The sequence below is a fragment of the Chitinophagales bacterium genome, assembly GCA_017303835.1.
Taxonomy (GTDB): Bacteria; Bacteroidota; Bacteroidia; order Chitinophagales; family Chitinophagaceae; genus JAFLBI01.
Genome location: JAFLBI010000001.1, coordinates 1,012,811 through 1,039,433, shown reverse-complemented (window position 1 = coordinate 1,039,433; position 26,623 = coordinate 1,012,811). Strand labels below are relative to the sequence as shown.

Annotated in this window: 21 protein-coding genes; 12 read left to right on the top strand and 9 right to left on the bottom strand. The window is 43.2% G+C overall.

Annotated elements, in window-relative coordinates:
- Window positions 1-4: 4 nt before the first annotated feature.
- The 3 genes from J0L83_04650 (at window position 5) to J0L83_04640 (ending at window position 5,469) form a co-directional block, all read left to right on the top strand.
- A complete protein-coding gene (locus J0L83_04650; GenBank protein MBN8663837.1) occupies window positions 5-2,962 on the top strand; it encodes a S9 family peptidase in 2,958 nt (985 codons plus the stop codon).
- 45 nt (window positions 2,963-3,007) lie between these two features.
- Entirely contained in the window at window positions 3,008-4,153 is a 1,146-nt protein-coding gene (gene galK / locus J0L83_04645) for a galactokinase (GenBank protein ID MBN8663836.1), read from the top strand.
- 101 nt (window positions 4,154-4,254) lie between these two features.
- Window positions 4,255-5,469 (top strand): hypothetical protein, encoded by a 1,215-nt coding sequence (locus tag J0L83_04640; GenBank protein MBN8663835.1) that lies wholly within the window; start codon window positions 4,255-4,257, stop codon window positions 5,467-5,469.
- Here the strand turns inward: J0L83_04640 and J0L83_04635 are convergent.
- From J0L83_04635 to J0L83_04620, 4 genes are all read right to left on the bottom strand, one after another.
- Window positions 5,459-6,094, bottom strand: a complete 636-nt coding sequence (locus J0L83_04635) for a peptidylprolyl isomerase (protein MBN8663834.1) — start codon at window positions 6,092-6,094, stop codon at window positions 5,459-5,461. The genes J0L83_04640 and J0L83_04635 overlap by 11 nt on opposite strands.
- Window positions 6,081-6,734: a DUF1349 domain-containing protein gene (locus tag J0L83_04630; GenBank protein MBN8663833.1), complete on the bottom strand. Its 654-nt coding sequence runs from the start codon at window positions 6,732-6,734 to the stop codon at window positions 6,081-6,083. Before J0L83_04630 ends, J0L83_04635 begins: the two co-directional genes overlap by 14 nt.
- 13 nt (window positions 6,735-6,747) lie before the next feature.
- Window positions 6,748-9,192 carry a penicillin-binding protein gene (locus tag J0L83_04625; GenBank protein MBN8663832.1) on the bottom strand — a complete coding sequence of 815 codons (2,445 nt, stop codon included), beginning with the start codon at window positions 9,190-9,192 and terminating at the stop codon, window positions 6,748-6,750.
- Window positions 9,193-9,255: 63 nt separating this feature from the next.
- Window positions 9,256-12,201, bottom strand: a complete 2,946-nt coding sequence (locus tag J0L83_04620) for a hypothetical protein (GenBank protein MBN8663831.1) — start codon at window positions 12,199-12,201, stop codon at window positions 9,256-9,258.
- 81 nt (window positions 12,202-12,282) lie between these two features.
- Here J0L83_04620 and J0L83_04615 point away from each other — a divergent pair, with 81 nt between their 5' ends.
- From J0L83_04615 to J0L83_04600, 4 genes are read left to right on the top strand one after another with little or no spacing between them, the layout of a single operon-like run.
- Entirely contained in the window at window positions 12,283-12,678 is a 396-nt protein-coding gene (locus J0L83_04615; protein ID MBN8663830.1) for a hypothetical protein, read from the top strand.
- Window positions 12,671-12,889 (top strand): AtpZ/AtpI family protein, encoded by a 219-nt coding sequence (locus J0L83_04610; GenBank protein MBN8663829.1) that lies wholly within the window; start codon window positions 12,671-12,673, stop codon window positions 12,887-12,889. Before J0L83_04615 ends, J0L83_04610 begins: the two co-directional genes overlap by 8 nt.
- Before the next feature lie 2 nt (window positions 12,890-12,891).
- On the top strand, window positions 12,892-13,299 hold the full coding sequence (locus J0L83_04605; protein ID MBN8663828.1) for a hypothetical protein: 408 nt from the start codon (window positions 12,892-12,894) through the stop codon (window positions 13,297-13,299).
- Window positions 13,286-13,915 (top strand): SprT-like domain-containing protein, encoded by a 630-nt coding sequence (locus J0L83_04600; protein ID MBN8663827.1) that lies wholly within the window; start codon window positions 13,286-13,288, stop codon window positions 13,913-13,915. The genes J0L83_04605 and J0L83_04600 overlap by 14 nt, the downstream gene beginning before the upstream one ends.
- Before the next feature lie 46 nt (window positions 13,916-13,961).
- On the opposite strand, the gene sucC is transcribed toward J0L83_04600, so the two are convergent.
- Complete coding sequence (sucC, locus tag J0L83_04595) at window positions 13,962-15,173, bottom strand: ADP-forming succinate--CoA ligase subunit beta (GenBank protein MBN8663826.1); 1,212 nt, start codon at window positions 15,171-15,173, stop codon at window positions 13,962-13,964.
- Between the two features lie 166 nt (window positions 15,174-15,339).
- On the opposite strand from sucC, the gene J0L83_04590 reads away from it, so the two are divergent.
- Entirely contained in the window at window positions 15,340-15,900 is a 561-nt protein-coding gene (locus J0L83_04590) for a YceI family protein (GenBank protein ID MBN8663825.1), read from the top strand.
- A gap of 53 nt (window positions 15,901-15,953) precedes the next feature.
- On the opposite strand, the gene J0L83_04585 is transcribed toward J0L83_04590, so the two are convergent.
- The 3 genes from J0L83_04585 to J0L83_04575 form a co-directional block, all read right to left on the bottom strand.
- Complete coding sequence (locus tag J0L83_04585; protein MBN8663824.1) at window positions 15,954-16,517, bottom strand: UbiX family flavin prenyltransferase; 564 nt, start codon at window positions 16,515-16,517, stop codon at window positions 15,954-15,956.
- 79 nt (window positions 16,518-16,596) lie between these two features.
- On the bottom strand, window positions 16,597-18,249 hold the full coding sequence (gene glgP, locus J0L83_04580; GenBank protein MBN8663823.1) for an alpha-glucan family phosphorylase: 1,653 nt from the start codon (window positions 18,247-18,249) through the stop codon (window positions 16,597-16,599).
- A 117-nt stretch (window positions 18,250-18,366) separates the two neighbouring features.
- Window positions 18,367-19,323, bottom strand: coding sequence for a hypothetical protein (locus tag J0L83_04575; GenBank protein ID MBN8663822.1), 957 nt, complete (start codon window positions 19,321-19,323; stop codon window positions 18,367-18,369).
- 101 nt (window positions 19,324-19,424) lie between these two features.
- On the opposite strand from J0L83_04575, the gene J0L83_04570 reads away from it, so the two are divergent.
- The 3 genes from J0L83_04570 to J0L83_04560 all read left to right on the top strand — a co-directional run bounded on the left by J0L83_04570 (window position 19,425) and on the right by J0L83_04560 (window position 23,283).
- Window positions 19,425-20,090, top strand: coding sequence for a metal-dependent transcriptional regulator (locus J0L83_04570; protein ID MBN8663821.1), 666 nt, complete (start codon window positions 19,425-19,427; stop codon window positions 20,088-20,090).
- Between the two features lies 1 nt (window position 20,091).
- Window positions 20,092-21,975, top strand: coding sequence for an Nramp family divalent metal transporter (locus J0L83_04565; GenBank protein ID MBN8663820.1), 1,884 nt, complete (start codon window positions 20,092-20,094; stop codon window positions 21,973-21,975).
- 78 nt (window positions 21,976-22,053) lie between these two features.
- Entirely contained in the window at window positions 22,054-23,283 is a 1,230-nt protein-coding gene (locus J0L83_04560; protein MBN8663819.1) for an NADP-dependent isocitrate dehydrogenase, read from the top strand.
- Window positions 23,284-23,442: 159 nt separating this feature from the next.
- On the opposite strand, the gene J0L83_04555 is transcribed toward J0L83_04560, so the two are convergent.
- A complete protein-coding gene (locus J0L83_04555; protein ID MBN8663818.1) occupies window positions 23,443-25,092 on the bottom strand; it encodes an alkaline phosphatase family protein in 1,650 nt (549 codons plus the stop codon).
- Between the two features lie 110 nt (window positions 25,093-25,202).
- On the opposite strand from J0L83_04555, the gene J0L83_04550 reads away from it, so the two are divergent.
- Window positions 25,203-26,462 (top strand): aminotransferase class I/II-fold pyridoxal phosphate-dependent enzyme, encoded by a 1,260-nt coding sequence (locus tag J0L83_04550; GenBank protein ID MBN8663817.1) that lies wholly within the window; start codon window positions 25,203-25,205, stop codon window positions 26,460-26,462.
- Window positions 26,463-26,623: the final 161 nt, after the last annotated feature.

Sequence of the window (26,623 nt, the reverse complement as noted above, 5' to 3'; positions counted from 1 at the left end):
GTTTATGAAGAAACCCCTGATTCTGGCTGCATGCTTTCTGCTGGTTATTGCAGTGCGTGCACAAAAAAAGCCTTTGGATCATAGCGTTTACGATGGTTGGCAAAGTATCGGTGAACGAATGATCAGTAATGATGGAAAATTTGTAGTCTATACCATCAATCCACAGGAAGGAGATGGCACGCTGGTAATTCAATCCAGTGATGGCAGTTTCAAAAAAGAAATTGCGCGTGGCTATAATGCTACTATCAGCGAAGACAATCAATATGTATTCTTCCGTATTCGTCCTTTTTTCAAAGACACCAGAGAAGCACGCATCAAAAAGCGCAGACCCGATGATATGCCGAAAGATAGTTTGGGCATCTATGTTTGGGGTAAGGATCAACTTACTAAACTGCCGCGTGTAAAATCTTACAAAACTCCTGAGAAAGCATCCGGTTGGTTGGCTTATCATCTGGAGAAAGCATTGCCCGAAACGCCCGCACAACGCCAGCGTCCGGATTCAGCAACGCAGCTGCAACAACTTACGCGCATGGCAGATAGTCTGTTAAAAGTAGCAGACAGTCTTCGTGCAAAAGTGAGTGAGGCGCAAACAAAGGGATTGTCTGTTTTGCAGAATAGAAACAACCGTCCGGCATCGGCAGCAAGACCAACAGAAGAACCTGTTGAAGAAGGTACAGAGTTGGTGGTACGAAACACAGTATCCGGTAAAGAGAGTCGTATTAAACTGGTGAATGAATATTATTTCAGTAAGAATGGTACTAAACTTTTGGTGGAAACATCTCGCAAAAATGGAGATAGTCTTACGAAGGCTTTGGTATTGTGGTATGATCTCAATAGTTGGAAAGCAGATACTTTATTGAAAGGTTTCAATGATGCAAAGAATTATGCTATCAGTGAAGATGCAACGCAAGTAGCTTTTGTTGCTGAGCGTGATAGCGCCACAAAGGCATTGAAAAAGTTTTACAGACTTTGGTATTATCAGCAAGGAATGTCTGCAGCTGCCATCAAAGCAGATCGTGTAACCAAAGGTGTAGTAGGTGGTTTAACGGTTAGTCCTGATTACAACAATAATTTCAGCAAGGATGGTAAGAAACTGTTCTTTGGGCTGGCGCCGATTCGTCCGGTAAAAGATACCAACCTCGTTGATTTTGAAACTGCACGTTTAGATATCTGGAATCATAAAGATGATGAGTTGCAGCCGCAACAGTTGGTAACACTGCAGCAGACCTTGCGCAGAAGCTTTTTGTCTGTATGGCATGTAGGTGATGATCGGGTCGTGCAGTTGGCTGATGAGGATTGCGATATCGTGATGCCAGGTAACGAAGGCAATGCTGATATTGCGCTTGGTATGGGCGATAAAGGCTACCGCATACAAGATCAGTGGGAGCAGAGCAATTTACGCAGATTGTTTATCGTGAATCTGAAAGACGGTTCCAGAAAACAGATTGCAGACAAAGTTCGTGGCGGTGCACAATTATCGCCTGAAGCCAATTATGTGATGTGGTACGATTGGAAGCAGCGCAATTATTTCGCTTACAGCCTTGCTACTGGTACTACGATCAATGCAACAAAGGGTATTAAAGTACCTGTATTTGATGAGGAAGATGATCATCCAGATGATCCGCCACCACATGGCACCATGGGTTTCCACACTGGTGATCGTTATGCATATGTATATGATAAGTATGATGTTTGGAAAGTAGATCCTTCAGGTAAAGAGCAACCTGTTAGTATCACCAATGGCCTTGGTCGTAAGCAAAACATTACTTATCGGTATGTGCGTCTCGACAGAGAAGAACGTATGATCAAAGATGATCAGCAAGTCTTGTTCTCCGTATTTGACAACAAAGAAAAAGGCAATGGATACCGCTGGTATACCATGGGAACAAGTTTCGATGCAACTGCTGCAACAGAGCCTGCTTCTGTGAATGGCTTTTTCAAGGCAAAACAAGCAAATACACTTGCTTACCTGAAAGGCTCTTTTAATCAATCGCCGAACATTACTGTTGTGAATAGTGGCGATAATGCTGCAGCAAAGAATCCAATCCAGTTAAGTAATATCAATCCTCAACAGAAAGACTATAATTGGTTAACCGTTGAATTGCACAGATGGAAAATGCTGGATGGTAAGATGAGTGAAGGTTTGTTGTACAAGCCTGAGAATTTTGACAGCACCAAGAAGTATCCGGTTATCTTCTACTTCTATGAAAGGGATGCAGACACGCGTTACAATTACCGCACGCCTGCACCAAGCAGATCCACCGTGAATATTCCTTATTTCGTGAGTAATGGATACCTGGTATTTGATCCGGATATTTTCTACAAGAATGGTGAACCCGGTGGTGGTGCATACAATTCCATTGTTTCAGCTGCTCGTTACTTAAGTAAGATGAAGTGGGTGGATAGTACTAAGATGGCCATTCAGGGACAAAGCTGGGGTGGTTATCAGGTTGCATGGTTAATCACGCGCACCAATATGTTTGCCGCTGCAGGTGCCGGTGCACCAGTTGCCAACATGACGAGTGCTTATGGTGGTATTCGCTGGGGTACAGGTATCAGCCGTCAGTTCCAGTATGAGAAATCACAAAGCCGTATTGGCGCTACCTTGTGGCAGCGTCCTGATTTGTATATCAAGAACTCGCCATTGTTCCAGGCAGATAAGGTGAAAACACCTTTGCTGATGACGCATAACGACAAAGATGATGCTGTGCCCTGGTACCAAGGCATTGAATTCTTCACTGCGTTAAAGCGTTTGGGTAAGCCGGTTTGGTTGTTGCAGTACAATGATGAATTACACAATCTGTCTGAAAGAAGAAATGCAAAAGATTTATCCATTCGTCTTGGTCAGTTCTTCGATCATTACCTCAAAGGTGCACCTGCACCCAAGTGGATGACAGAAGGCGTGCCTGCTACCATGAAAGGGATTGACTGGGGTTTAGAGATTGATCAACCCAAAAAATAAACAGAACAATGCCTCCGCAAGGAGGCATTTGTTTTATATTCATACATGCAGCTTCCAGAACAAATTGCAAGCCTTTACAGAGAAGGGGCCATTGTTGCCTGTGCTCCTGGTAGAATCAATATCATTGGTGAGCATACCGATTACAATGATGGCTTTGTACTGCCGGCAGCTATTGACAAATATGCTTGGATACTACTATTACCTGAGACAAAGTCTGGATATACTTTACATGCTGCAGATTTGAATGAAACTATCCAAATTGCTTCGGACGCAATTCAACCACAAGTGCGCGGACATTGGAGCAATTATCTCCTGGGTATGATGGATCAATTCCAACTGCGTGGTATACATATTCCTGCATGTACAGTTGTACTGCATAGTGAAGTGCCGCTTGGCGCCGGATTGTCTTCTTCTGCTGCCATATCCGTAGCCATGGGTAAGGCTTTGCAGGCTTTTGTTCAAGTCCCAGTTAGCGATATGGATATTGTGCTGATGGCACAGCAAGCAGAACATCAATACGCAGGTGTTCGCTGTGGCATCATGGATATGTATGCAAGTATGTTTGGTAAACAGGGACATGCATTGCAATTGGATTGCAGAAGCCTCACGCATCAATACATCCCGATAGAATTAGCGGATGCTGAATTTTTACTCATCAATACAGGGGTAAAGCACAGTCTCGCCGGTTCTGCATATAATCAAAGAAGGCAGGAGTGTGAATCAGGCCTTGCCGTTCTCCAACAGAAGTTTCCTGCTGTTGCAGCGCTCAGGGATGCAGATAGTAGCATGCTCAATCAAGTAAGCGAGTTGATCACCGAAACAGTGTACCAGCGTTGCCTTTATGTAATAGAAGAAAAAGAGAGATTATTCAAAGCTTGTAAAGCCTTGGAGGCGGGTGATTTGCAAAGGCTGGGTAAGTATTTATTCGAAACCCATGCTGGACTTAAGGATCAGTATGCTGTTTCCTGTGTTGAATTGGATCTGCTTGTGGATACTGCTAGACAAATGGCCGGTGTTTACGGTGCAAGGTTAATGGGCGGTGGATTCGGGGGATGTGTGTTAATGCTTGCTGAGACTCAACAAATACCATTTATACTAGATCAATTAGCTGACAGATTCAAGCAGCAGTTTGGGGCCTTGCCCCATGAAATCAAGGTTAGAATTGCCGATGGGGCTCAATTGATTAAGTGAGTAAGATTACCTAAAGGAATATTAAATATTAAGTTATTGTTAACTGATTGTTAAGCGGACAGAAGCCTACACCTTTGCGTCTGTTTACAAAAAGATAACAATTGAAAAAGCTTCTGTTCATACTGTTTTTGTATTGCGTCACATTGTCTGTTTCAGCCCAGATTCAACAGCAGCCGGAATTGCCCTTGAAGAATGGTACTCAAGCTGCAGGCCTAAAGTGGTTTGATCGCTTTGCCATCAGAGGGTATACTCAAGGCCGGTATAACAGGCTGATGGAGACGAATCCCAATCTTAAGTGTGAGCAGTGCGACCGCTCTTGGGGCGATGGTGGTGGTTTCTTTATACGCCGTATGCGTATTATCTTTTTTGGGCAAATTTCTGAGAAAGTATATTTCTATGTTCAGCCAGACTTTGCCTCTTCTGTTGGTACAACACAACACATCGCGCAATTGCGTGATGCTTATATGGATCTTGGTTTTGATAAGAAAAATGAATTCAGGATTAGGGTAGGACAGAGTAAGGTACCGTTTGGGTTTGAGAATATGCAATCCAGCCAAAACAGAATTGCATTAGACCGTGCGGATGCGCTTAATAGTGCAGTTACAAACGAACGCGATCTGGGTGCATTCTTTTATTGGGCACCAGAATCAGTGCGCAAATTGTATGCTTCTTTGGTGAATGATGGATTGAAAGGCTCTGGTGATTATGGCGTCTTTGCTTTTGGTGCTTATAACGGTCAAACAGCCAATCAGCCTGAGCGAAATAATCAACCGCATATTGTTACACGATTTTCATACCCTATCCGTATCGGCAATCAGATCATTGAGCCGGGTATTCAAGCTTATTCTGGCAAGTTTGTGCTCTTATCAACCAGTAATGGAGTGAAAAGGGCTGCCAATAACGAGTACTTGGATCAGCGCGCAGCAATGAATTTTGTCTTGTATCCAAAACCATTTGGTATTCAGGCCGAGTACAATATTGGCCGTGGTCCAGAATTCAATAAGTTGACAGATTCTATTGAGCTCAGATCCTTAACCGGTGGCTATTTCCAATGTTACTACATGATTCGTAAAGGGAATCAAACATTCCTGCCATTTACAAGAGCGCAATACTATGAGGGCGGTAAAAAGCATGAATTAGATGCCAGAAGTTATACTGTTCGCGAATTAGAAGTGGGCGTTGAGTGGCAGCCTGCAAAAACACTGGAGCTTGTTGCGATGTACACTTTTTCTGATCGTAGATTCGAAGATTTTGTGCTGCAGAATAACCGACAGAAAGGACGATTGCTGCGCTTGCAGGTACAGATTAATTTCTGATGAGCCGTACTTTTTTGATCTGATCTAGTTTGGGATAGCGTGCTTTCAATACTTTAGTGCGTTTATGTACACTATCAATGAAGCGCAGCGGTTGGTTGGCATAACCATTATACAAACTATCTACAACAGCCATGCCTTGTACCACATGCCCAAATACCGGAAAACCTGTTACACCATTGTAGCGAATGGTATCGAGTCTCGGCGAATTGGATTGCAGATTGATAAACAAATCAGCATTTCTAGTTTCTTTACCGCTGCGTGCATATGCCAGTGCACCTCGTACATTGGGCGACACTACAGGTTCATCAGGAACTTTGTGATTGGCCCATGCATTTTTTAGTAGGGTATCGGTGGGTCCGAATTGCGCTACAAAACCAGGCACAACGCGATAGAAAAATGCATCATCATAAAACCGGTGAATCACTTGTTGATAGAAGCGGTCTGCTGCTGCCGGACTTAAATGCCTTTTCACAGCAATTGTAAACTGGCCTTTGGTTGTATGAAATCTTACGGAAAAACTATCCGGTGCTGGCGTATTCAGCCAGCGCTGTTTGAGTCTGGTTCCAGTACAGGCACTTAAAAGCAGTGCAACTAAACAGCATAGCTGAAACTTACTCCGCCACATACGGGTCTTTCAGTTTTTTAGCTGCGTATTGAATATTGCTGAATCGTACTGTGCAGGATTCACCTGTAGGCGATTGTGCCAGAAAACCAACTGCAAATTTTTCAAGGATATTCATTTGCACATGTCGCACCAGCAACCATTTTTTGCCATCTGTTGAAACGTATAAGGTAATCACATTACCGGCTTTAGCCATTTTGAAGTAGGCCTTATTACCAGTGATGGCTATTGAGTTGGCATCATCAGACACATTGTTGGTTACAACGGATACGATACGTCTGGCACCAGTATAATCCTTTTCCAAACAAAATTTTACCCAGCGAAGACTATCAACTTTTAAGACCAATGCGCCGCCATCCCATTTATTGGCAAATGCATGCTCAACAGCTGCAGTGAGGATAAAATTACTATCAGGTTGAAACAAAAGCTTTGGCGCATTATCTGTGTTGTAAGTAACATTCGGATCGCGAAACATATCTGTTTTCGCACCGGCTTTAATGGTTAATGTCTTGTTCTGGAAACTCCAGTTAATTGGTTTGTTTTCCCAGAATAGTTTTTCAGGAACACCTGGCAGCGATGGTATCTCCTGCGCAGAGAGTGTTTGAATACTCAGTAAGCAAACAAAGGCAATGAACTGTTTCATGAGCACGATTGAATTATTTGTTTCCACCACCTGGTTTTTTGGGTGGGGGTGGCATAACAGCTTTGGGTACTACCGCTGGTTGTTGTCCCGGTTTAGTGGCCGGTGTATTTCCTGGCTTATTATCTGCAGGCTTATTGTTTGACGGGATAGCTGCAGGTTTGGATTCCTTTTTGTCTTCAATGAGTATCTCAGATTCTGCTTTGATATCTTCTGGCTTGATGTTTTCCATTTCATAATCATCACTGGTTCCTGCACCCATATCTTCGCCCTCTGCACCCAGTGCAGGCTGCACATCATTGATCCAATCCATGATGATATCATTGGCCATGGATTCTGGTTTGGTGAATGTGAGGTTTCTGTCTAATCCGCAATTAGGATCATTGATAGCCTTACCATAGAAATAGCCCCAAATAGGTAATGCAGCAGAAGCACCTTCACCCAATTTTGAACTTAATCTGATAAAGCGATCATCAGCACCTACCCATGCACCTGCAAGAAGTTGTGGTGAATAGCCCATAAACCAAGCATCGCTATTATCGTTGGTCGTGCCAGTTTTGCCGGCGAGTTCACCAACAGCACCATAAGCATAAATGCCTCTGCCCGTACCGGATTGTACTACACCTTGCATCATCTTTATTGTGGAATAAGCAGTTATATCACTGATGACTTCCTTGCGTTCTGGTACAAAGGTTTCCAATACATTACCATTTCTGTCTTCAATACGAGCAATAAACATGGGCTTCACATTAAAGCCTCTGCCTGGGAACATGGTATAAGCCTGCATCATTTCGTAGAGCGAAATTTCACAGCTGCCGATGGCAATAGAAGGGTATGGTTCGATCTTGCTCTGTACATTCAGTTTGCGCAGATAATCTACAAAGCGTCTTGCACCATTGTTGCCCGTATTGTCCAATTGCTTCATGATATACGCAGTTGCGCAGTTACGGCTCCAAGTCAATGCAGAAGCCATTGGCATGGTTCTACCGGTACAGGTTTTACCGGTGGCTGGTACCAAACCATAGCCGTCGAAATTCTGCTGTACATCTTCCACCATCGTATTTGGTGTAAAGCCTGCTTCTTCAATAGCGAGACTATACAGCAATGGTTTAATAGAAGAACCTACCTGACGCTTGGTATTGATATTAACGTGATCATATTTGTAATGCTTGAAATCAATACCACCCACCCAGGCTTTTACTGCACCGGTAATCGGATCCATCACCATAAAACCGGCCTGCATCATTTGACGATGGTATTTAATTGAGTCATACGGACTCATCACTGTATCTTTCAATCGCTCATTATTCCAGGCAAATACTTTCATGGGTATTTTCTGGTAGAATGTCTTCTTGATTGCATCCTCTTCCAGACCTTCTTTACTGAGGGCACGCCATCTTTCGCTTTGCTTCATCGCAGCCTGAATCACATTCTCATAATCCTTCCACACACTGCCGGTCTTGATGTTTTGCTGGCTGTTCAGAATTTTCTGCAGATAGCTCATGTGCTTAGCAACTGCTTCTTCCGCATACAATTGCATGCGTGTATTGATGGTGGTATAAATTTTTAAACCATCTCTGTAGAGATCATAGTTATCACCATTGCTTTTCTTATGCTCCTTACACCAACGCTTCATTTCTTCACCCAGTACCATTCTGAAATAGGGGCCAAGTCCATTGGTCTCATCCAATTTTTTGTAATTGAGTACAATGGGTTTCATCTTCAGTATGTCTGCTTCCGCATCTGTGAGGTAATTGTTACGAACCATTTGGTTAAGCACAGTATTGCGGCGATCCATTGAGAGCTTCGGATTTCTTCTTGGATTATACAGAGAAGGCGCATTCACCATGCCTATTAGTACAGCAGCTTCTTCCACTGTGACACGATCGGGCTCTTTTTGGAAAAAGGTTTTACTTGCATTACGGATACCAAAAACATTATCGCTAAAAGCAACCGTATTGAGATAAAGGGTGATAATTTCTTCTTTGGTAAATGCGCGTTCCAGTTTTATGGCAATAATAGATTCTTTAATTTTCTGAATACCCCTCAATAAAAAGTTCTTGGTACTCCAGTTTTCAGTAAAGAGGTTCTTGGCAGTCTGCATGGTAATGGTACTGGCACCACCATCGCGACCAAGACCTTTAGCTGCACGCATCAAGGAGCGTAGATCGATACCACTATGTTCATAGAAGCGTTCATCTTCTGTTGCTACCAGTGCTTCAACAATGTGCTTGCTGATATCGCGGTATTTGACATTAATTCGGTCCTCCAGGTAATATTTACCCATGAGATTACCATCCTGAGCATACACCTGGCTGGCCAAAGAAGCTGAGGGGTTTTCAATGTCTTCAATAGATGGCATCTTACCGAAAAGTCCATAATTCATGCCCACCAGTAATAGTGCAGCAATGCCAAGGCCAATGAAATACACCTTCCAAAAAATACGCACCGCGTTCGTCATATCAGGGTTTTAATATCCGGCGTAAAACTAAGGCAGAACCCTGCTTTCGCCATTCTTCGTAAGTTAAAATTTATCCGGGAAAACCGTTTTGAGAAAAGCCTGGTACACTTCCCAGTCTTTTCGCTCCAAAAGTAGTGTTAGGTTGTTGTTGGAGAAAAAGCTGAAACTGTATTTATCTGGCTGTAACCAGGGAACAATTCTTGATCTGGCGGCTGGTTTGGTTTTGTCCAGATAATCCATGGCATCTCCGGCATTCAGGAAAGGTCCAGTAATCAACAATACCCGCTTTTCATCCAATCGGTTGGTTTGTAATCGCAAGCGGGAGTACTGGCCGTTTGTCTGATGGTATCGATTGAATGCATTTCTAGCCTCGGTGATAAAGATATCATCTACTTTATCCAGTAATATGCCCACATACTGTGTGTCAACTGGGTTAAACTGGTATTCCTTTTTATTCAGTTCCGGCAATTTGATAGCAGCTGCAGCCGGTTGTTGCGGAATGGTTACGACAGTTTTGCGCAGGCTCGCTGTATCTACAGTTTTTTGTGGTAGGGTAGTAATGGCTTTTGTATCCGTTAAATCCACACTTTTGGTAACCAGATCTTCTTCGCGTGTTACCTCCAGATTGGTTAGATAAGACTCAATTTCTTTTCTTCTGCTAAGCACATCGCGCATAGTAGCAGCTTTTTCCTTTAAGGGTGAAGATGGAAATTTGGTCTCAATATTATTTAGTTGCTGTATTGCAAGACTGTCTTTGCCCTGTTTGATATAATATAAACTCTCTATGTAGAGTAACTGTGGAGTCCAGAACTGCTGACCAAACTGTGCATCTGCCTGCTGCTTTTTAGCCAGTGCTTTTTGGAAGTCACCAGCAATAAAGTCCTGATAAATCGCTTCATAAGCAGTGGTGCCTGCATCCTTGGTTTGCTGCTTGGTACCGCTGAGCAATTGCTGAACTATGGTATTGTTTGGATAGTAAATACGCATTAAGCCTAACACACTGTCGGCCCTTTTTTGCATACCAGCATACTGACAGCTTAGATAGAAGTCTTTCAGTATATCCAGGCTTCTTCTGTTGGGATAACGCTTCAATAAACGCTGGTAGCCATTCGCGGCAGCGGTATAATTATCTAAATCACGTAACAAGGTATTGGCTGTTTCAAGCAATGCGTCTGCAATCATGGAGTCGGCAATTGCTTTTTGCTCTTCCGTCTGTGGGATTTGACTTAATACAGTTTCAACAGTGATATCAGCATTGCTATTAGTAGGTTTATTTTCTACAGCTGCATCATTGTTCTGCTGTAAAGTCTGGAAACTTTGTATGGTTCTTTCAACTGCCGACATTCTTCGCCAGTTATCTACATCCGGTCTTTCACCCCATTTGGCTTTGAATTCAGAAAAGCCCCTTGCTTTTACACCATTGTTTGAAAAATAGAAATCGGCAGCATTATTGTTGCTGAATAGATTGGTATTGTCTTGCTGATTGATACTAAGGTTGTCTGAGAAAGTTTCATCAGCACTTTCTTTGAGGCCTTGTTCTTTTCTTAATTGTCGAACAATTTTCTTCACCAAAGCATTTCTTGCGTCTAGCGGTAAAGCTGCAATACGTAGTAAACTATCTTGCAGATTGATATTGTTTTGCAGTTTGCCAATTTTGGCGAGAGGTGATTTTCTGATATTGATTAATTGCTGTTCAGCATTTGGTAACAATGCAATATTGATACTATCATAGGCAGAAGCAGCAAGTACAAAATCTTCTTGTTGATAAGCGATATTACCGAGAAGCAGAAAGTTTCTGGCTCTTTGCTCAGGATCTGCATCCAGTACTTTGGTAGCTTTTCCAAGAATTTGTTCACTTAATGCAAGATCCCCTTGCTGATAAGCCAGTTGGGCTGCAGCATAGAGAATAATGTCTTGGTAAGCCTGGTATTTTTCCCGCTTGGATAATTGCAAAAGCGATTGTATATGCACAGCTGTTTTATTACTGCCTGCTTGTGCCTGAATTTTTGCAAGGTTTAATCTGGCGTAGACTTCCATCACAGGGTTATTGGTCTTATTCGCCACTTTTTCATAAAAACCTGCAGCTTGTCCGGGCTTACCTGCCAATTCCCAGAGTTGTGCAATTAGGTATTGCCAGCGGCTTTTTTCTGGTTGATCGTCTGCAAGTGAAAGTGATTCCTGTAAATGGAAGGCAGCACTGTCATGAATCTTTTGTGTATAGAATAAATAAGCTTGTACCTCATGCAATTCTGGATGAAGTCTTTTTGGGAAATAAGGATCTGCCTGAAGTAATTCGATTAAACCAGAAGCTTCAGCAATCTTACTTTCCTCAATCATGGTTCTGACCTGCCAGAGTAATGCTTCGTTTCTAACAGGTGGATTGGTCCAGATTTTTTTCCAGAGATTTCTTTGTTCCTTGGTAACAATGGTAAATACGCCGTTGGTATTGGATGCATTGCTGCCTAAGGGAATATCATACCCATCATCCTTAGGTGCATAGGCGTAATTGATGTATTGAAAAGTAAATGCGGCAGAGTCAAAATCCTTTCTGAAGAAATATGCTTTACCCAGTAACAAATACAAATCATCTATCCATGCATTGCGCAAATCGTGGAGCAGAATGCCTGCAGTGCATTTGTACAAAAGTGAATCCAGCATCGACTGTTCATTTGCAGTTGCATCAAGTGTATAGTTATAAAAGGGAAGGAGCTGGGTATAATCTTCTTTGAACTGGGATTTTGCAGCGAGCAGTATGTCTTTTAATTTCTGATCTGCATTAAAAAAGTAATTGTAATGTGTGAAGCCACTTTGGGTAAAACGGCGGAGTACTGTATTCTTTTTCTCAGCAGTTTTCTCTGAAGCCAGTTGCCTGTCTTCGAACTTCTTCGGTTTTTGAAGGGTAATGCTGTTATTCGGCTGGGCATTCAGGCGCGTAAAACATGTCGTACCAAAGATTATTACAAAGGTAAGAATGCCTGAGAGCCATCTAAGCTGTGCACATACGTTCATCAGCAATAAAAATACGGCTATTTATGTGGTAAACGATGCAGTTCAGTGCCAGAATATTACCTTTAACAAAGGGAAAAGATTATGGCAGAATTATTCAATCAGGATACCGTAAAAAGACTGCGTAACCGCTACAGGCTGGTGATCATGAACGATGATACATTCGAGGAAATGGTCACGTTCAGGCTGAGCAGGTTGAGTGTCTATATCGGGCTTAGTACTGTCTTTATCCTCATGGTTGGATTAACGATTGGCTTAATTGTTTTTACCCCGCTGAAATACTATATCCCCGGATATGGAACGCGCGAAAGCCGTTCTGCTTTGCAACTCCTCAAAATCAGGACAGACTCTCTGGAGCAAACCATTCGGCAAAAAGATTTATACCTGGAAAGCGTTAAGAAAGTACTCAATGGTACTGCACCTACTGAAAGGGATACAGCTTTGCTCCAACTCCCTAATGTTGAGACATCGAATGACTAAGCAAGTGCCTCCAAAACAACGCCCTTCATTACTGCTGCAATACCTTGGTTTGGCAACACAATTGGTGGCCGCATTACTTCTCGCTGTATATGGTGGATTCTGGCTGGATAAAAAGATGGCGCTAACTATGCCAGTTTTTGCCTGGCTGTTACCTTTGCTTATCCTGATTGGCATGTTGGTGAAAGTAATCAGGGATACTTCAAATAAATAATTATGCAGATAGACAAGATTAAAGACTGGATGTGGCTAGGCTTACTGGCTATTGTCATTTTGGGTATTACTGGCTTGGGTTGGACAGGTTTTGAAAAGAAAGCCATCAGCCCCAGGGTATTACTATCTGCCAATGCCATGCTGTTTGTGTTAACCATTATCAGTATGCGCATGCACAATGCATCCTATACTACTAAAAATGAATTTGCATTTGTACGCAATGTCATGGGGGCAACAGTGCTGAAATTGTTGGTTATCGTTGCATCCATATTTATCTACTTCTATGCCTCTGGTGAATTACTCAATATGGGCGGTATTTTCGGTGGTATGTTTATGTATATCGCATACACAACAGTTGAAGTAATACTCGTGCTCAGAAGGAATGCGAAAAAGAAAAATGCCGATCTCTGAACATCCCATGCAGGCACTGGCCGGATTTCTACCTCCGGGTAGTTTCGATCCAGTCGTAGATTACTTGCATCGCTATCAGGTGCATTTAACTGTTACGAAGAAAAGAAAATCAGTGCTGGGCGATTATCGCCACGCACACCATGGAGCCAATCACCGAATTACTGTTAATGGTGATCTTAACCAGTATGAATTCCTGATTACCTTATTGCATGAGCTGGCCCATTTGCTCACGTTTGAACAATTTGGGAGAAGGGTAGAACCTCATGGGATCGAGTGGAAGCGAACTTACTCCGGTTTGTTACAAGATTTTATTGGCCGCCAGTTCTTTCCCGAGGATATTGTAAAAGCTTTGCGCAAATCTGTGATGAACCCGGCAGCAACGGCCAATGGAGAGATGGAATTGCTGAAAGTATTGCGTCGATACAATCCTGTACAACAGCGCAACGGTATAATGATTGAAGAATTACCCGATGGAGCTTTGTTTGAAACTGAGAAGGGGAAGCAATTCAGGAAATTGCATAAACGCAGGACAAGAATTGAATGTGTGGAACTGCGTACAGGACTGCATTATTCTTTCAGCCCCATTACAGAAGTAAAGCCCATTCAAGCACAATAAAAAACCCCGAGACATGCTCGGGGTTTTGAATAATAGGTAGAATGATTTAAGCTACTGCTTTCTTCACCAGATCGGCTGCTTCGCTGAGCAGGATAGCTGATTGTACTTTCAAGCCACTTTCATCAATCAGTTTCTTTGCTTCTTCTGCATTGGTGCCCTGCAAACGAACAATGATGGGGATATTGATATTACCCAGCTTATTGTAGGCTTCGATAACACCGGCAGCAACACGATCGCAACGAACAATACCACCGAAGATATTGATCAGGATGGCTTTCACGTTTGGATCCTTCATTATGATGCGGAAACCAGCTTCTACAGTTTGTGCATTCGCTGTACCACCTACATCTAGGAAGTTAGCAGGCTCGCCACCGCTCAGTTTAATCATATCCATGGTAGCCATTGCCAAACCTGCACCGTTTACCATACAGCCTACGTTACCATCCAGCTTTACAAAGTTCAGGTTGTACTGGCCAGCTTCTACTTCTGTTGGATCTTCTTCTGTGATATCACGCAGCGCAGCTGTTTCAGCATGACGCATCAAAGCGTTATCATCAATATTCATCTTACAGTCAACCGCAATGATTTTCTCATCACTGGTTTTGAACAGCGGGTTAATCTCCAACATACCGCAATCCAAAGTCACGTAAGCATTGTATAAATTGGTTACAAACTTCACACAGTTCTTGAAAGCTTCACCGCTCAGGCCCAGGTTGAAAGCGATTTTTCTTGCCTGGAAGCCCTGCAACTTACCGCCGGGATGTACCCACTCCTTGAAGATTTTTTCAGGTGTGTTGTGTGCAACTTCTTCAATATCCATACCACCTTCTGTGCTGTACATGATCACGTTCTGACCTTTTGAACGATCCAGCAGGATGGAGAGATAAAATTCTTTAACAGGGTTGGGGCCTGGATAATATACATCCTGTGCCACTAAAACCTTATTCACTTTTTTACCAGCAGCACCAGTCTGAATGGTTACCAGGGTACCACCAAGGATATTCTTGGCAATCGTGCTCACATCTTCCAGGCTTTTGGCAACAGCCACACCACGTTGCTCTGTACCGGCAATCTTGCCTTTACCCCGACCACCGGCATGAATCTGTGCTTTCACTACCGCAAAATTGTTATTGGTCTGGGTCTTGATTTGTCTGTAAGCTTCTTCCGCAGCCATTACTGTATCTACAGCAATGCCTTCCTGTACTGGAACATTGAATTTCTTCAGGAGCTCTTTAGCCTGGTATTCGTGCAGGTTCATAGGTAGTCAAAAATTTTCGCGAAGATAGGTGAATTCAGGTATGGGCATCTGCCCATTTTCAACCCCTGTGAATGTTAAAGTTTTGGTTTTTTTGCAACAAATTGATGTATGTACATGTAATTAGTAAAATTTCCCTATTTTCGACACTCAAAACAAATAGACAAGCATGAAAAAAATCTTCTCAGCAGTTGCAGCATTGGCCCTGATGGCTGGTGTTTCTGCGTTTACTGTAAAGCCTGCAGACAACTACACTGTAAACACTGAAAGAAGCCGTGTAGAGTGGATTGGTGCTAAAGCCAAGGACTACCATACTGGTACTTTCAACCTGAAAAGCGGTAGCATTACAACTGATGGTGGTAAAATCACTGGCGGCAGCTTTGTGATTGATCTTACTAGCATTAAAGTAACTGACGCTGGTGGTGGAGATCGTCTGGCTGGTCACCTGAAAAGCCCAGATTTCTTTGATGTAGCAAAAAACACTGAAGCAGTTTTCACGATTTCTGGTGTTAACTACACAAATGCTACAAACGTAGAAATCAGTGGTAACCTGAGCATCAAAGGTTTGAATGTGCCTTTGAAATTCCCAGCTGTGGTTCGTTCAGCAGATGACAAGGGTTTCTTTGGTCAGGCATTCTTCTCTATCGACCGCACTTTACTGGGCATTAATTACAAAGGCCCTGCTAATGATGTGCAGCTGACAGTTTACCTGTTCGCAGCGAAAGGATAATTGGAGACTCAATCCCCCGATAGATGGCCCCTTGCCTTTTGGCGGGGGCTTTTTTATTGTCCCCAGCGATACGCATTTAACTGAAGTCCGGCAAGATCCAATGCACGGTCTACTACGGTGGCCGCTGCCGCTTCAATGGTTGCTGGTTGGCTGTAGTAAGAAGGGGAGGCCGGGCAAATAATGCCACCGGCAAGTGTAACAGTTTCCATATTGCGAATATGGATCAGGTTATAGGGTGTTTCGCGCACCATGAGTATGAGCTTTCTACGTTCTTTCAGCATCACATCCGCTGCACGCGTGGTTAAATCATCACTGATACCTGCGGCAATTCTGCCGAGGGTGCCCATGCTACAAGGTGCCACAATCATTGTATTGAACTGTGCCGATCCGGAGGCAAAGGGTGCATTGAAATCATGCTTGCTGTAGAAATTGAATGAATAGTCTTTATAAGATTCATTACCCAATTCAGTTTGCCATACAGTTTCCGCATTCTTGCTCATCACAATTCCAACAGCAGCTACTTGGTCTGCAGCTGTAGCCAGCTTATCCAGCAATAGTTTGGCATAGATAGAACCGCTTGCTCCGGTAATGGCTACAACAATCTTGTGTTTGGTCATCATTGCAATACTAACAAATCCTGACGGCTTCTGTTCTGATCAAAAAGAAAAACCCCTGCAGTTATTGCAGGGGTTGTATTTATTTGTACATGATTTCGTAGTATTCTTCTGCCATTCGGTTACTGTCGAATTTGAATCGAACATCGCGCATGCCGTTTTTCATGATCTGACGCCAGGTGTCGTAATTATCGTAATACAAAGGCACAACCTGCTCTTCCAGAATTTCATACAATTTATTCAAATCGTATTCATCCTGCTCATGCACATGCATATTGGCATAATCTGCTTTTGGTACCACAAAGCCATTATTGCCGTGGTTTACAAATTCAGGAATCCAGCCATCATCAGTTGAGAAGTTCACTGCACCATTCATGGCAGCGGTCATACCACTGGTACCGGAAGCTTCTCTTGGTACACGTGGATTGTTCAACCAAATATCAGCAGCTTGCTTTAGTCGTTTGCTCAAACCGAGCTCATAACCAATGAGTACTGCAACATTCTTATAATTCTTGCTTAAGTGAACCAGGTTGTTGAACTGCGTGATTGCCGGGTAATCAACAGGGTAGGGTTTACCAGCCCAAATTACCTGTACAGGTCTGTCGATGCTGTTGATCAATTTTTCAAAACGCTCCATGTCATAAGTCAGCATATCTGCACGCTTATAACCGGCAAAACGTCTTGCCCAAACAATGGTTAATGTATCCGGATCAAACTTTTTACCTGTTTGATCAGCCACGATTTCAAATGCACGCTTTTTCAGGTATTTCTTTCTGTCGTCGAAAGCAGCATCATTGCCTTCTTCTGCATAGCGATACAATTGCTTATCAGCCCAGTAACGCCAGTTCTGTGCGTTGGTAATGGAAGTGATTTCGCAAATGCCTTCGTGCTTCTTCCACATATCGCGGCTTACATGACCATGCAGTTCAGAAACACCGTTGGCCTTTCTTGCAAAACGTAATGCAGCCAGTGAATGGTTGAACTGATCATCTTCAATACCGGTGAGTTTACGCACTTCATCCAGACTCAGTCCACAGAAATAACTCATTTTGTGACAGAGATAGATATCGTGTTTCTCGTTACCGGCTTCTTCTGGCGTATGTGTGGTAAATACCAGATGCTGTTTCAGTTTTTCTACACTCTTGAACTTATTCAATAAGTAGAATGCAGCAGAAATACCGTGTGCTTCATTGAGGTGATACACATCCGGATTAAAGCCCAGCTCATCTACCAACTTTGCACCACCAACGCCCAGCAGGATAAACTGCGCAACTTTAGTAGCCACGTTGGCATCATACAAACGGTGCGTGATGGTCTGAGATACATAGTCGTTCTCAGGCAGGTCTGTACTTAACAGGAATAGTGGAGCACTATTAAAGGTTTCCGGATTCAAGTACCAGGCTTTCACCCAAACCGGATGGTCGTGGATGAGGATTTGAAACTTGATGCCAGTATCTTCCAGAAAAGAGTAAATTTTTTCCATCCAGGCAGGCTGTAAAGTCTGATCCTGGTTACGTGTTTGGTCGTAGTATCCGTATTTCCAAAGAATACCAATACCAATCATGTTTTGTCTCAGTTCATAAGCACTACGCAAATGTGAGCCGGCCAGAAAACCCAGACCGCCACTATAGATCTTCAATGGCTGGTGAATTGCGAACTCCATGGAGAAGTACACGGCTTTTTTGGCATATTGTTCATTGATCTGATAAGGAACATGATAATTTCTAAAATTCATAAATGCCGTTTTGGTTATCGGTTTAGGTGATGCAAGATAGGTCTATTTTCTTATAATGTACTTTGTACACATTAGATGGCTTATGCAATGGTTTGCGCTCGCTGAAAATGTGGATAATTAGCGTCTCCGCTTTTTCGGTGGGTTCTTCCGGGTATAGCTGTCATCAAAAAAGCATTTGATACCTCTGTGGTTGCCGCAACTGCCTTGTTCTTTTACTACGAGTCGGTTGCCTTCAAAGCGAAAATCAATCACGCAGGGGTCTCCGCTTTCCTTGTATTGTGCATTGGTTTTATCGCGCAGTTGCAGATCGCCTTTCAGCTCGCCGATGCAATTGCCTCCGTTCTTCTCGAAATAAATAAAGAACAAATAATTGTCTGCATTTTTTCCATCACGTATAGAGATGAAATTCTTTTTATCACGAATATAATCGCCACTCAATTTATTCTTGGCCGGTAGTGTATCAATAGGGTTGATGATCTCATTGCGTTTTTTTAGGTCCTCGTTAGAATCATTGATCACCACCATGAATATGCCTGCATCATTGTACGCCCAGCCATTGCGCGTATACTGCAACTGATTATCTGAAGTGATTTTCTCGCGGCCAATTAAAAAGGTAGGTTCCCTGTTGATGGATACGGAATGCACATAACCATCGCGCGCAGTATTATCCAGCAAGATTTTGGAAGTCACATATTGCAGCTGGGTATTGAAAACAAATACATAAAGTTGGTGTGTCTTGTTTTTGATCAAGTCCAACAGTACATAAATTTCCTGCTCCTTATTTTTTTCCTTCACAATCTTACCAACTGGTCTGATCACTGTTTTCTTATCCGCCAATTTTAAAGGCTTGAGCACACTATCGGGAATAAACTGGGCCAGCACCTTGGTGCCAATACGTAAAGTATCTGCTGCTTTATGCAAATTGGTATCGGCAACACCAAAGGGCAGGGTAAGCGTACGAATGGCTTTGAAAAAATCTTCTGATTTTACCGGGCTGTCGCCGGAAAGATCAATCGGCTTGTCTTTACAGGCAAGCAGGCTTAACAATAAACAACTGAAGAGAAATTGTTTCATACAGCACCTTGGGCGTTAAAAATACAGTTTTCAGCCATCCAAAGATGGACGGCTGTTTTTTTAACGGAAATAAAATTTAGATTTGCCTAAAATTATTTTTTGTGGCAGCAAATTTTTCTGTCTCTGAAGAGAATTATATCAAAGCCATTTACCACCTGCAGCAGGATGCAGACACGGTCAGTACCAATGCATTGGCAGATCAGCTTAAGACCAAACCCGCGTCTGTAACAGATATGCTGAAAAAGCTGAAGACAAAGAAATTGCTGCATTATGAGCCTTATCAGGGTGTGCGCCTTACTACAGAAGGGAAAAAGCTGGCGCTGGGTATTGTTCGTAAGCATCGCTTGTGGGAGTATTTTTTGGTGGAGAAACTGCAGTTTGGTTGGGATGAAGTGCATGATGTGGCCGAAGAATTGGAACATATCCGTTCTAAAAAGCTAATCGATAAACTGGACGCTTATCTGGAATTTCCACGATTTGATCCGCATGGTGATCCTATACCAGACAGTGCAGGCCGAATGGCAGCGCAGCCACAAATCAACCTGATTGATCTGCCATTGCATACAGCTGCAGAAGTTTGTTCTGTGGGAAGTCAGTCGGCAGAATTGCTGGAACTGTTAACGCATAAGCAGATCACCATAGGTACCCGATTAGAAGTAAAAAAGCAGTTTGGTTTTGACCATTCCATCGAAATCAAACTCAAGAATCAACCGGCTTTTACCATTAGTCAGCAATTAGCGCAGGTATTGTTCGTAAAGAAAGTGTAGTATGGAAAGAGTGCATCACACAGAGAAATCTTTAAGCGAAGTTCACGGTACGGTAGATACGGCCAAGCATCCGCGTGGGTGGAAGCGATTCCTGGCTTATATCGGTCCTGCTTACTTAGTAAGCGTTGGTTATATGGATCCGGGTAACTGGGCCACAGATTTACAGGGTGGTGCCAAATTTGGCTATCAGCTCATTTGGGTTTTATTAATGAGTAACCTCATGGCTTTGTTGTTACAAAGTTTGAGTGCCAGATTGGGTATTGTGCGCAGGCGCGATTTGGCCCAGGCCAATCGAGAACTCTATCCGCCAGTGGTGAATTTCTGTTTATACGTATTGGCTGAATTAGCCATTGCTGCAACAGATTTGGCCGAAGTACTGGGTATGGCCATCGGGATTCATTTGCTTACAGGCATGCCCATTTTATGGGGCGTGGTGATTACCGTACTTGATACATTTTTATTGTTGGTATTGCAGCGTTACGGCATCCGCAAAATGGAAGCCTTTATTATTTCGCTGGTAGCAATTATTGGATGCTCTTTTCTTGCTGAGATATTACTGGCCAAGCCCGATATGGGTGAAGTGGTGAAGGGTTTTGTGCCCACTGCTTTATCTGAAGAAGCATTGTATATCGCTGTAGGTATTATTGGTGCAACTGTGATGCCGCATAATCTTTACCTGCATTCAGCCTTGGTACAAACACGTAAAATTGGTACCGATACAGCTAGTATCAAAAGAGCATTGCGTTTTAATTTTATTGATAGTGCTGTGGCATTAAATGCAGCATTTTTTGTGAACGCTGCTATTCTTGTCTTAGCCGCTACAGCTTTTTACGCTACAGGTAATACAGAAGTTGCCCGTATTGAAGATGCACACCGTTTGTTGCAACCCTTACTCGGTTCTTCGCTTGCACCAATACTATTTGCTGTGGCGCTGATCGCTGCGGGACAAAGCTCTACTGTAACAGGTACATTGGCCGGACAAATCGTGATGGAGGGTTATCTGCGTTTGCGCATCAATCCGTGGTTAAGACGATTGCTTACGCGATTGATCGCGATTGTACCTGCTGTAATAGTCATTTATGTATTTGGTGATAGTGAGCTGGATAATTTGTTGGTGTTTAGTCAGGTAATTCTAAGTCTGCAGCTGGGCTTTGCTGTGATACCATTGATACATTTTGTGAGCGATAAACAAACGATGGGGCAATTCGTCATTGGCTTAAAGACCAAGATTGCCGCCTGGTTGGTGGCGTTGATTCTTGTTTTCCTGAATGTACGGTTGGTTTGGATGGAGTCTATGCAGGTGATGGATACCGCAGGTCAGACTTGGCAAAAAGTATTGGTCATATTACTTTGGCTAATCTTCGCCTGGTTGTTTCTCACCATGACATTCCTGCCTTTGTTACGCAAGCAAAGAGCAAAAGCCAAGCTGAATTTGCATGTGGATGCAACGCCTTTGCAAAATCTGGATCTGCCAGCGTATCGCCACATTGCTGTGGCCCTTGATTTTAGAGAAGGTGATGAGAAAATGATTGCCCATGCCCTTGCACAAGGTGGTGCTAAAAGTGCTTATACATTGATTCACGTAGTGGAAAGTGTTTCTGCCGGTTATCTGAGAGAAGCTTCTGATGATTATGAAACGCAGAAAGATTTGCAACGGCTGGAAGAATATGCTGCACAATTGCGTGCCATGAATTACCAGGTAACTGCTGTTGCAGGCTATCACCAGCGTGTGCAGGAAATTGTTCGCATTGTGCAGGAATCAGGTGCTGAACTACTTATTATGGGTGCACACAGGCACAGGGGTATTCAGGACTATCTCTTCGGTGAAACCATTGAAGCAGTTAGACATGAACTGAACGTGCCTGTTCTGATTGTGAATGTCTGATACAAAGCCTGCTGGCAAGCTTACCCGCTAAAAACCATGAATTCTTTACATTTGCTCCTCAATTAAAACAAGCTAAGAATGGCAACAAAGATCAAAGTAGCCAACCCGGTAGTGGAACTGGACGGCGATGAGATGACCCGGATCATCTGGAAATTCATTAAGGAAAAATTGATTCTCCCTTACATTGATGTAGATATTAAATACTACGATCTCGGTATCGAGCATCGTGATGCCACCAATGATCAGGTAACTATTGATGCAGCAAATGCGATTCGCGAATATGGTGTTGGTATCAAGTGTGCCACCATCACTCCCGATGAAGCACGTGTAACAGAGTTTAACCTGAAGCAAATGTGGAAGAGCCCTAACGGTACTATCCGCAATATACTGGATGGTACAGTTTTCCGTGAGCCCATCGTTTGTAGCAATGTGCCTCGCTTAGTGCCTAACTGGACTGCACCTATCTGTATTGGTCGTCATGCTTTTGGTGATCAGTATCGTGCAACAGATTTTGTTACCAAGGGTAAGGGTAAACTCACTGTAAAGTTTGAAGGTGAAGACGGTACCGTACAAGAGTTTGAAGTATACAATTTCAAAGGTGATGGCGTTGCTTTGGCCATGTACAATACTGATGAAAGTATCCGCGGTTTCGCACGTGCTTGTTTCAATCAGGCACTGATGAAGAAATGGCCTTTGTACTTATCAACCAAGAATACCATCCTGAAGAAATACGATGGTCGTTTCAAGGACATTTTCGAAGAAGTATACCAGCAAGAATTCAAAGCTTCTTTTGATGCAGCCGGTATAACTTATGAGCATCGCCTGATTGATGACATGGTGGCCAGCGCACTGAAGTGGAATGGTAATTTCGTTTGGGCTTGTAAAAACTATGATGGTGATGTGCAGAGTGATACTGTTGCACAGGGCTTCGGTTCTTTAGGTCTGATGACTTCTACATTAGTTACACCTGATGGTAAAGTAATGGAAGCAGAAGCTGCACACGGTACAGTAACACGTCACTACCGCGAGCACCAAAAGGGTAAGCCTACTTCTACTAACCCAATTGCCTCCATCTTTGCTTGGACACGCGGTCTGGAATTCCGTGGTAAGCTGGATGGCAATCAGGAGCTGATTCGTTTCTGTCAGGCTTTGGAACAAGTTTGTGTGGAAACTGTAGAGAGTGGTAAGATGACCAAGGACTTAGCAGTATGTATCCATGGCAATAAAGTAAATCATGGTGAACATTATCTGTACACAGAAGAGTTCCTGGATGAATTGGATAAAAACCTGCAAGCTAAGCTGGCTTAGTGGTCAATAGTTTTAAAGCAAAAGTCCCAACGGTATCGTTGGGACTTTTTTGTAACCAGCAGTGTTACTACTGGTTGTTTTAAGGTTCTCATGTGCATTGAGGTTAGCAATTTAGGAAAATCATCGAAATAATTTTCCATATTCGACACACTGTTGCAATTATTTCATCACCTCAGGTATCACATGGCCCACTGCGCCGTTCGGCATTTGTATGCGCAATAAAGCTGCAAGGGTAGGTGCAATATCTGTCATATAAGTTTCTCTGTTCAGCTTGCCTTGCTTGATACCCCAACCATACCAAACCAATGGAATATGGCTGTCATAAGGATTCCACAGACCATGTGTGGTACCTGTATTGCCTCCATCAATATAGCCGGGTTTCAAGATAAACTGTACATCACCAGAACGCATTGGGTAATAGCCATTCTTAATTCTTTCTCTGATGGTTGCGGTAAGCGGATATTCATCCATTTCCATTAATGAAAATGCATGCGAGATTTGATCGTGCTGACGCAGTTGTTGAATGATCTGTTCCCGAACAGCTTCTTCGTCAAGCTTATTGGCAGCAGTTTTTTTATGGTTGATGTGCACCTGGTAATTGTACATGCTTACAACAAGACTATCTGCGCCAAATTTCTCTTTCAGTGATGCATTCAGTTGCTTCATCAAAGCCACATCATCAAAAGGCTCTGCAGGAAGTTTATTGGCTTTCATAAAGCCGGGCACATGCGCCACACCATGATCTGCAGTAAGGAAAACAGTGTAATTGCCTTTACCCACTTGTTGATCCAGTTTATTGAAGAAATCGCCGAGTGTCTGATCTAAGCGGAGATAGGTGTCTTGCACCTCAATTGAGTTAGGGCCAAATGAATGACCCACATAATCTGGAGAAGAAAAACTTACTGCCAAAAAATCTGTAATAGCATCCTTACCCAATTCCTCAGATTCTAAAGCCGCACTGGCCATAAGCATGGTTAAAGTATTGCCATGTGGCGTAGTAGAAATGCTGTTATAATTTTTGCCAACAAAGCCGCTCAGGTCGTACGGAAATCCTTTTGCATTGCTGCCAAAGGGTTTGCCTTCGTACGCTTGTTCATCGGCGGTGCTTTGTGTATATTGATCCATTGGATACAAAGTAGACCAGCCGAGTTTGTATAAGCTATCCGTGATTTTTCTGCTATTAAAATCCTGTACCCATTTTGGTAATTGCTGCATGTACCAGGTAGAGCTGATCCAGTTACCGGTTTTATTGTCGTACCAATAAGCTGCATTCGCGCTATGACCTGCAGGCAGAATGGCACCGCGGTCTTTGATGGCAACTCCAATCACCTTGCTTTTGAAATTGGTTGCCAAGCGCAGCTCATCACAAATACTGGTAACCAGCATATTCTTGGGGCTCATCTTACCCGCTGCGGTGTTACTGCCTACGGTTTCCACTTCATTGTCTTCGCTGCAATACACACTGCGCATTTTTTTACTATCCCACCAGGCATTGCCTGTAATGCCATGCACATTGGGTACACTGCCTGTGTAAGCACAGGTATGTCCGCAAGCAGTGATGGTTGGGGCGTAAGGGATCATGTTATTTTCACAGGTGAAGCCTTCACCCAGCATGCGCTTAAACCCGCCATTGGGTTTGTACTGATCATAATAACGGTAGAGAAAATCCCAGCGCATCTGGTCGATCACAATACCCACCACGAGTTTGGGTCTGTCTAACGTACTTGCTTTGGCCGGCTTGGTTTTGGGTTGTGCTGTTGCGGTTAGCCAAACAAGCCCGCAGAGCATCGAAAACATTGATTTATACATGCTGTTAAAATGAGCCATGAAGGTAAGTAACCGTGTATAAATGGCCTTGCCCTTTCCGTTGCTTTGGGTTAACTTTGCGCCAGTTTTATCACATTTCATAAAAAAATCATATGGCAGATATTTTTGAGAAGCTGGTGAAGAATTATGGTCCAATCGGACAGCACCGTGAGCGTGCACATGGCTATTTCGCTTTTCCTAAGCTGGAAGGTGATATCAGCAGCCGCATGCATTTCCGTGGAAAGGAAATGATTGTATGGAGTCTCAATAACTATCTGGGACTGGCCAACCATCCTGAAATCAGAAAAGTGGATGCAGAAGCCAGCGCACAATATGGTTTAGCTTATCCAATGGGTGCGCGTATGATGAGTGGTAATTCTAATCACCACGAACGTCTGGAAGCAGAACTGGCAGCATTCGAGCAGAAAGAAGACGCCATCCTGATGAACTTCGGTTACCAGGGTATCATGAGTGCGATTGATGCAATTTGCGGTCGCCATGATGTGATTGTGTACGATGCTGAAAGCCACGCATGTATTATTGATGGATTGCGTTTACATCCGGGACACCGTTATGTGTTTAAGCACAATGATGTGGAAGATTGCCGCAAGCAATTAGAGCGCGCAACTGCTTTGATTGAAAAGCAAAAGACCGGCGGTATTCTGGTGATCACGGAAGGGGTGTTTGGCATGGCTGGTGATCAGGGTAAGTTGAAAGAAATCTGCGAACTGAAAAATGCATTTGATTTCCGTTTGTTGGTAGATGATGCACACGGTTTTGGTACTTTGGGTGCTACAGGTGCAGGTGCCGGTGAAGAGCAGGGTTGTCAGGAAGACATCGATTTGTACTTCAGCACATTTGCAAAATCAATGGCTTCTATTGGTGCGTTCCTAGCTGGTCCAAGAATCATCATTGATTATATCCGTTACAATATTCGCTCACAGATTTTTGCGAAGAGCTTACCAATGCCAATCGTGATTGGTAACCTCAAGCGTTTGGAAATGTTGCGCAACATGCCTGAGCTGAGAGCCAAGCTTTGGAGCAATGCAAGAAAATTGCAAAACGGTTTGAAAGAGCGTGGGTTTGATATCGGTAAAACAGATAGTCCTGTTACACCAGTTTACATGAAGGGTGGAGTAGAAGAAGCGACTGCCATGGTGATGGATCTGCGTGAGAACTATGGGGTGTTTGCATCTATCGTAGTGTATCCTGTAATTCCAAAAGGACATATCATTTATCGCCTGATTCCATCAGCGGCACATACAGATGAGGATATTGAAATCACACTGAAAGCATTTAGCGAAACCAAGGAGAAATTGGATGCTGGTGCATACCGTGTAGATGCCATTCCTGATATGGCTGATGCACGTTAAACTTTTGATAAACTAATATTCAACACAAAGCCCTTTCATTGCAATAATGAAGGGGCTTTTGTCATGTGAATGTTAATTCAATTGGAGGTGCATATATTTTTCGCTGCTTTATTGGGTAATGCGCCTATGAATACTTTTCTTTGTTGGGTACTCAACCCTCA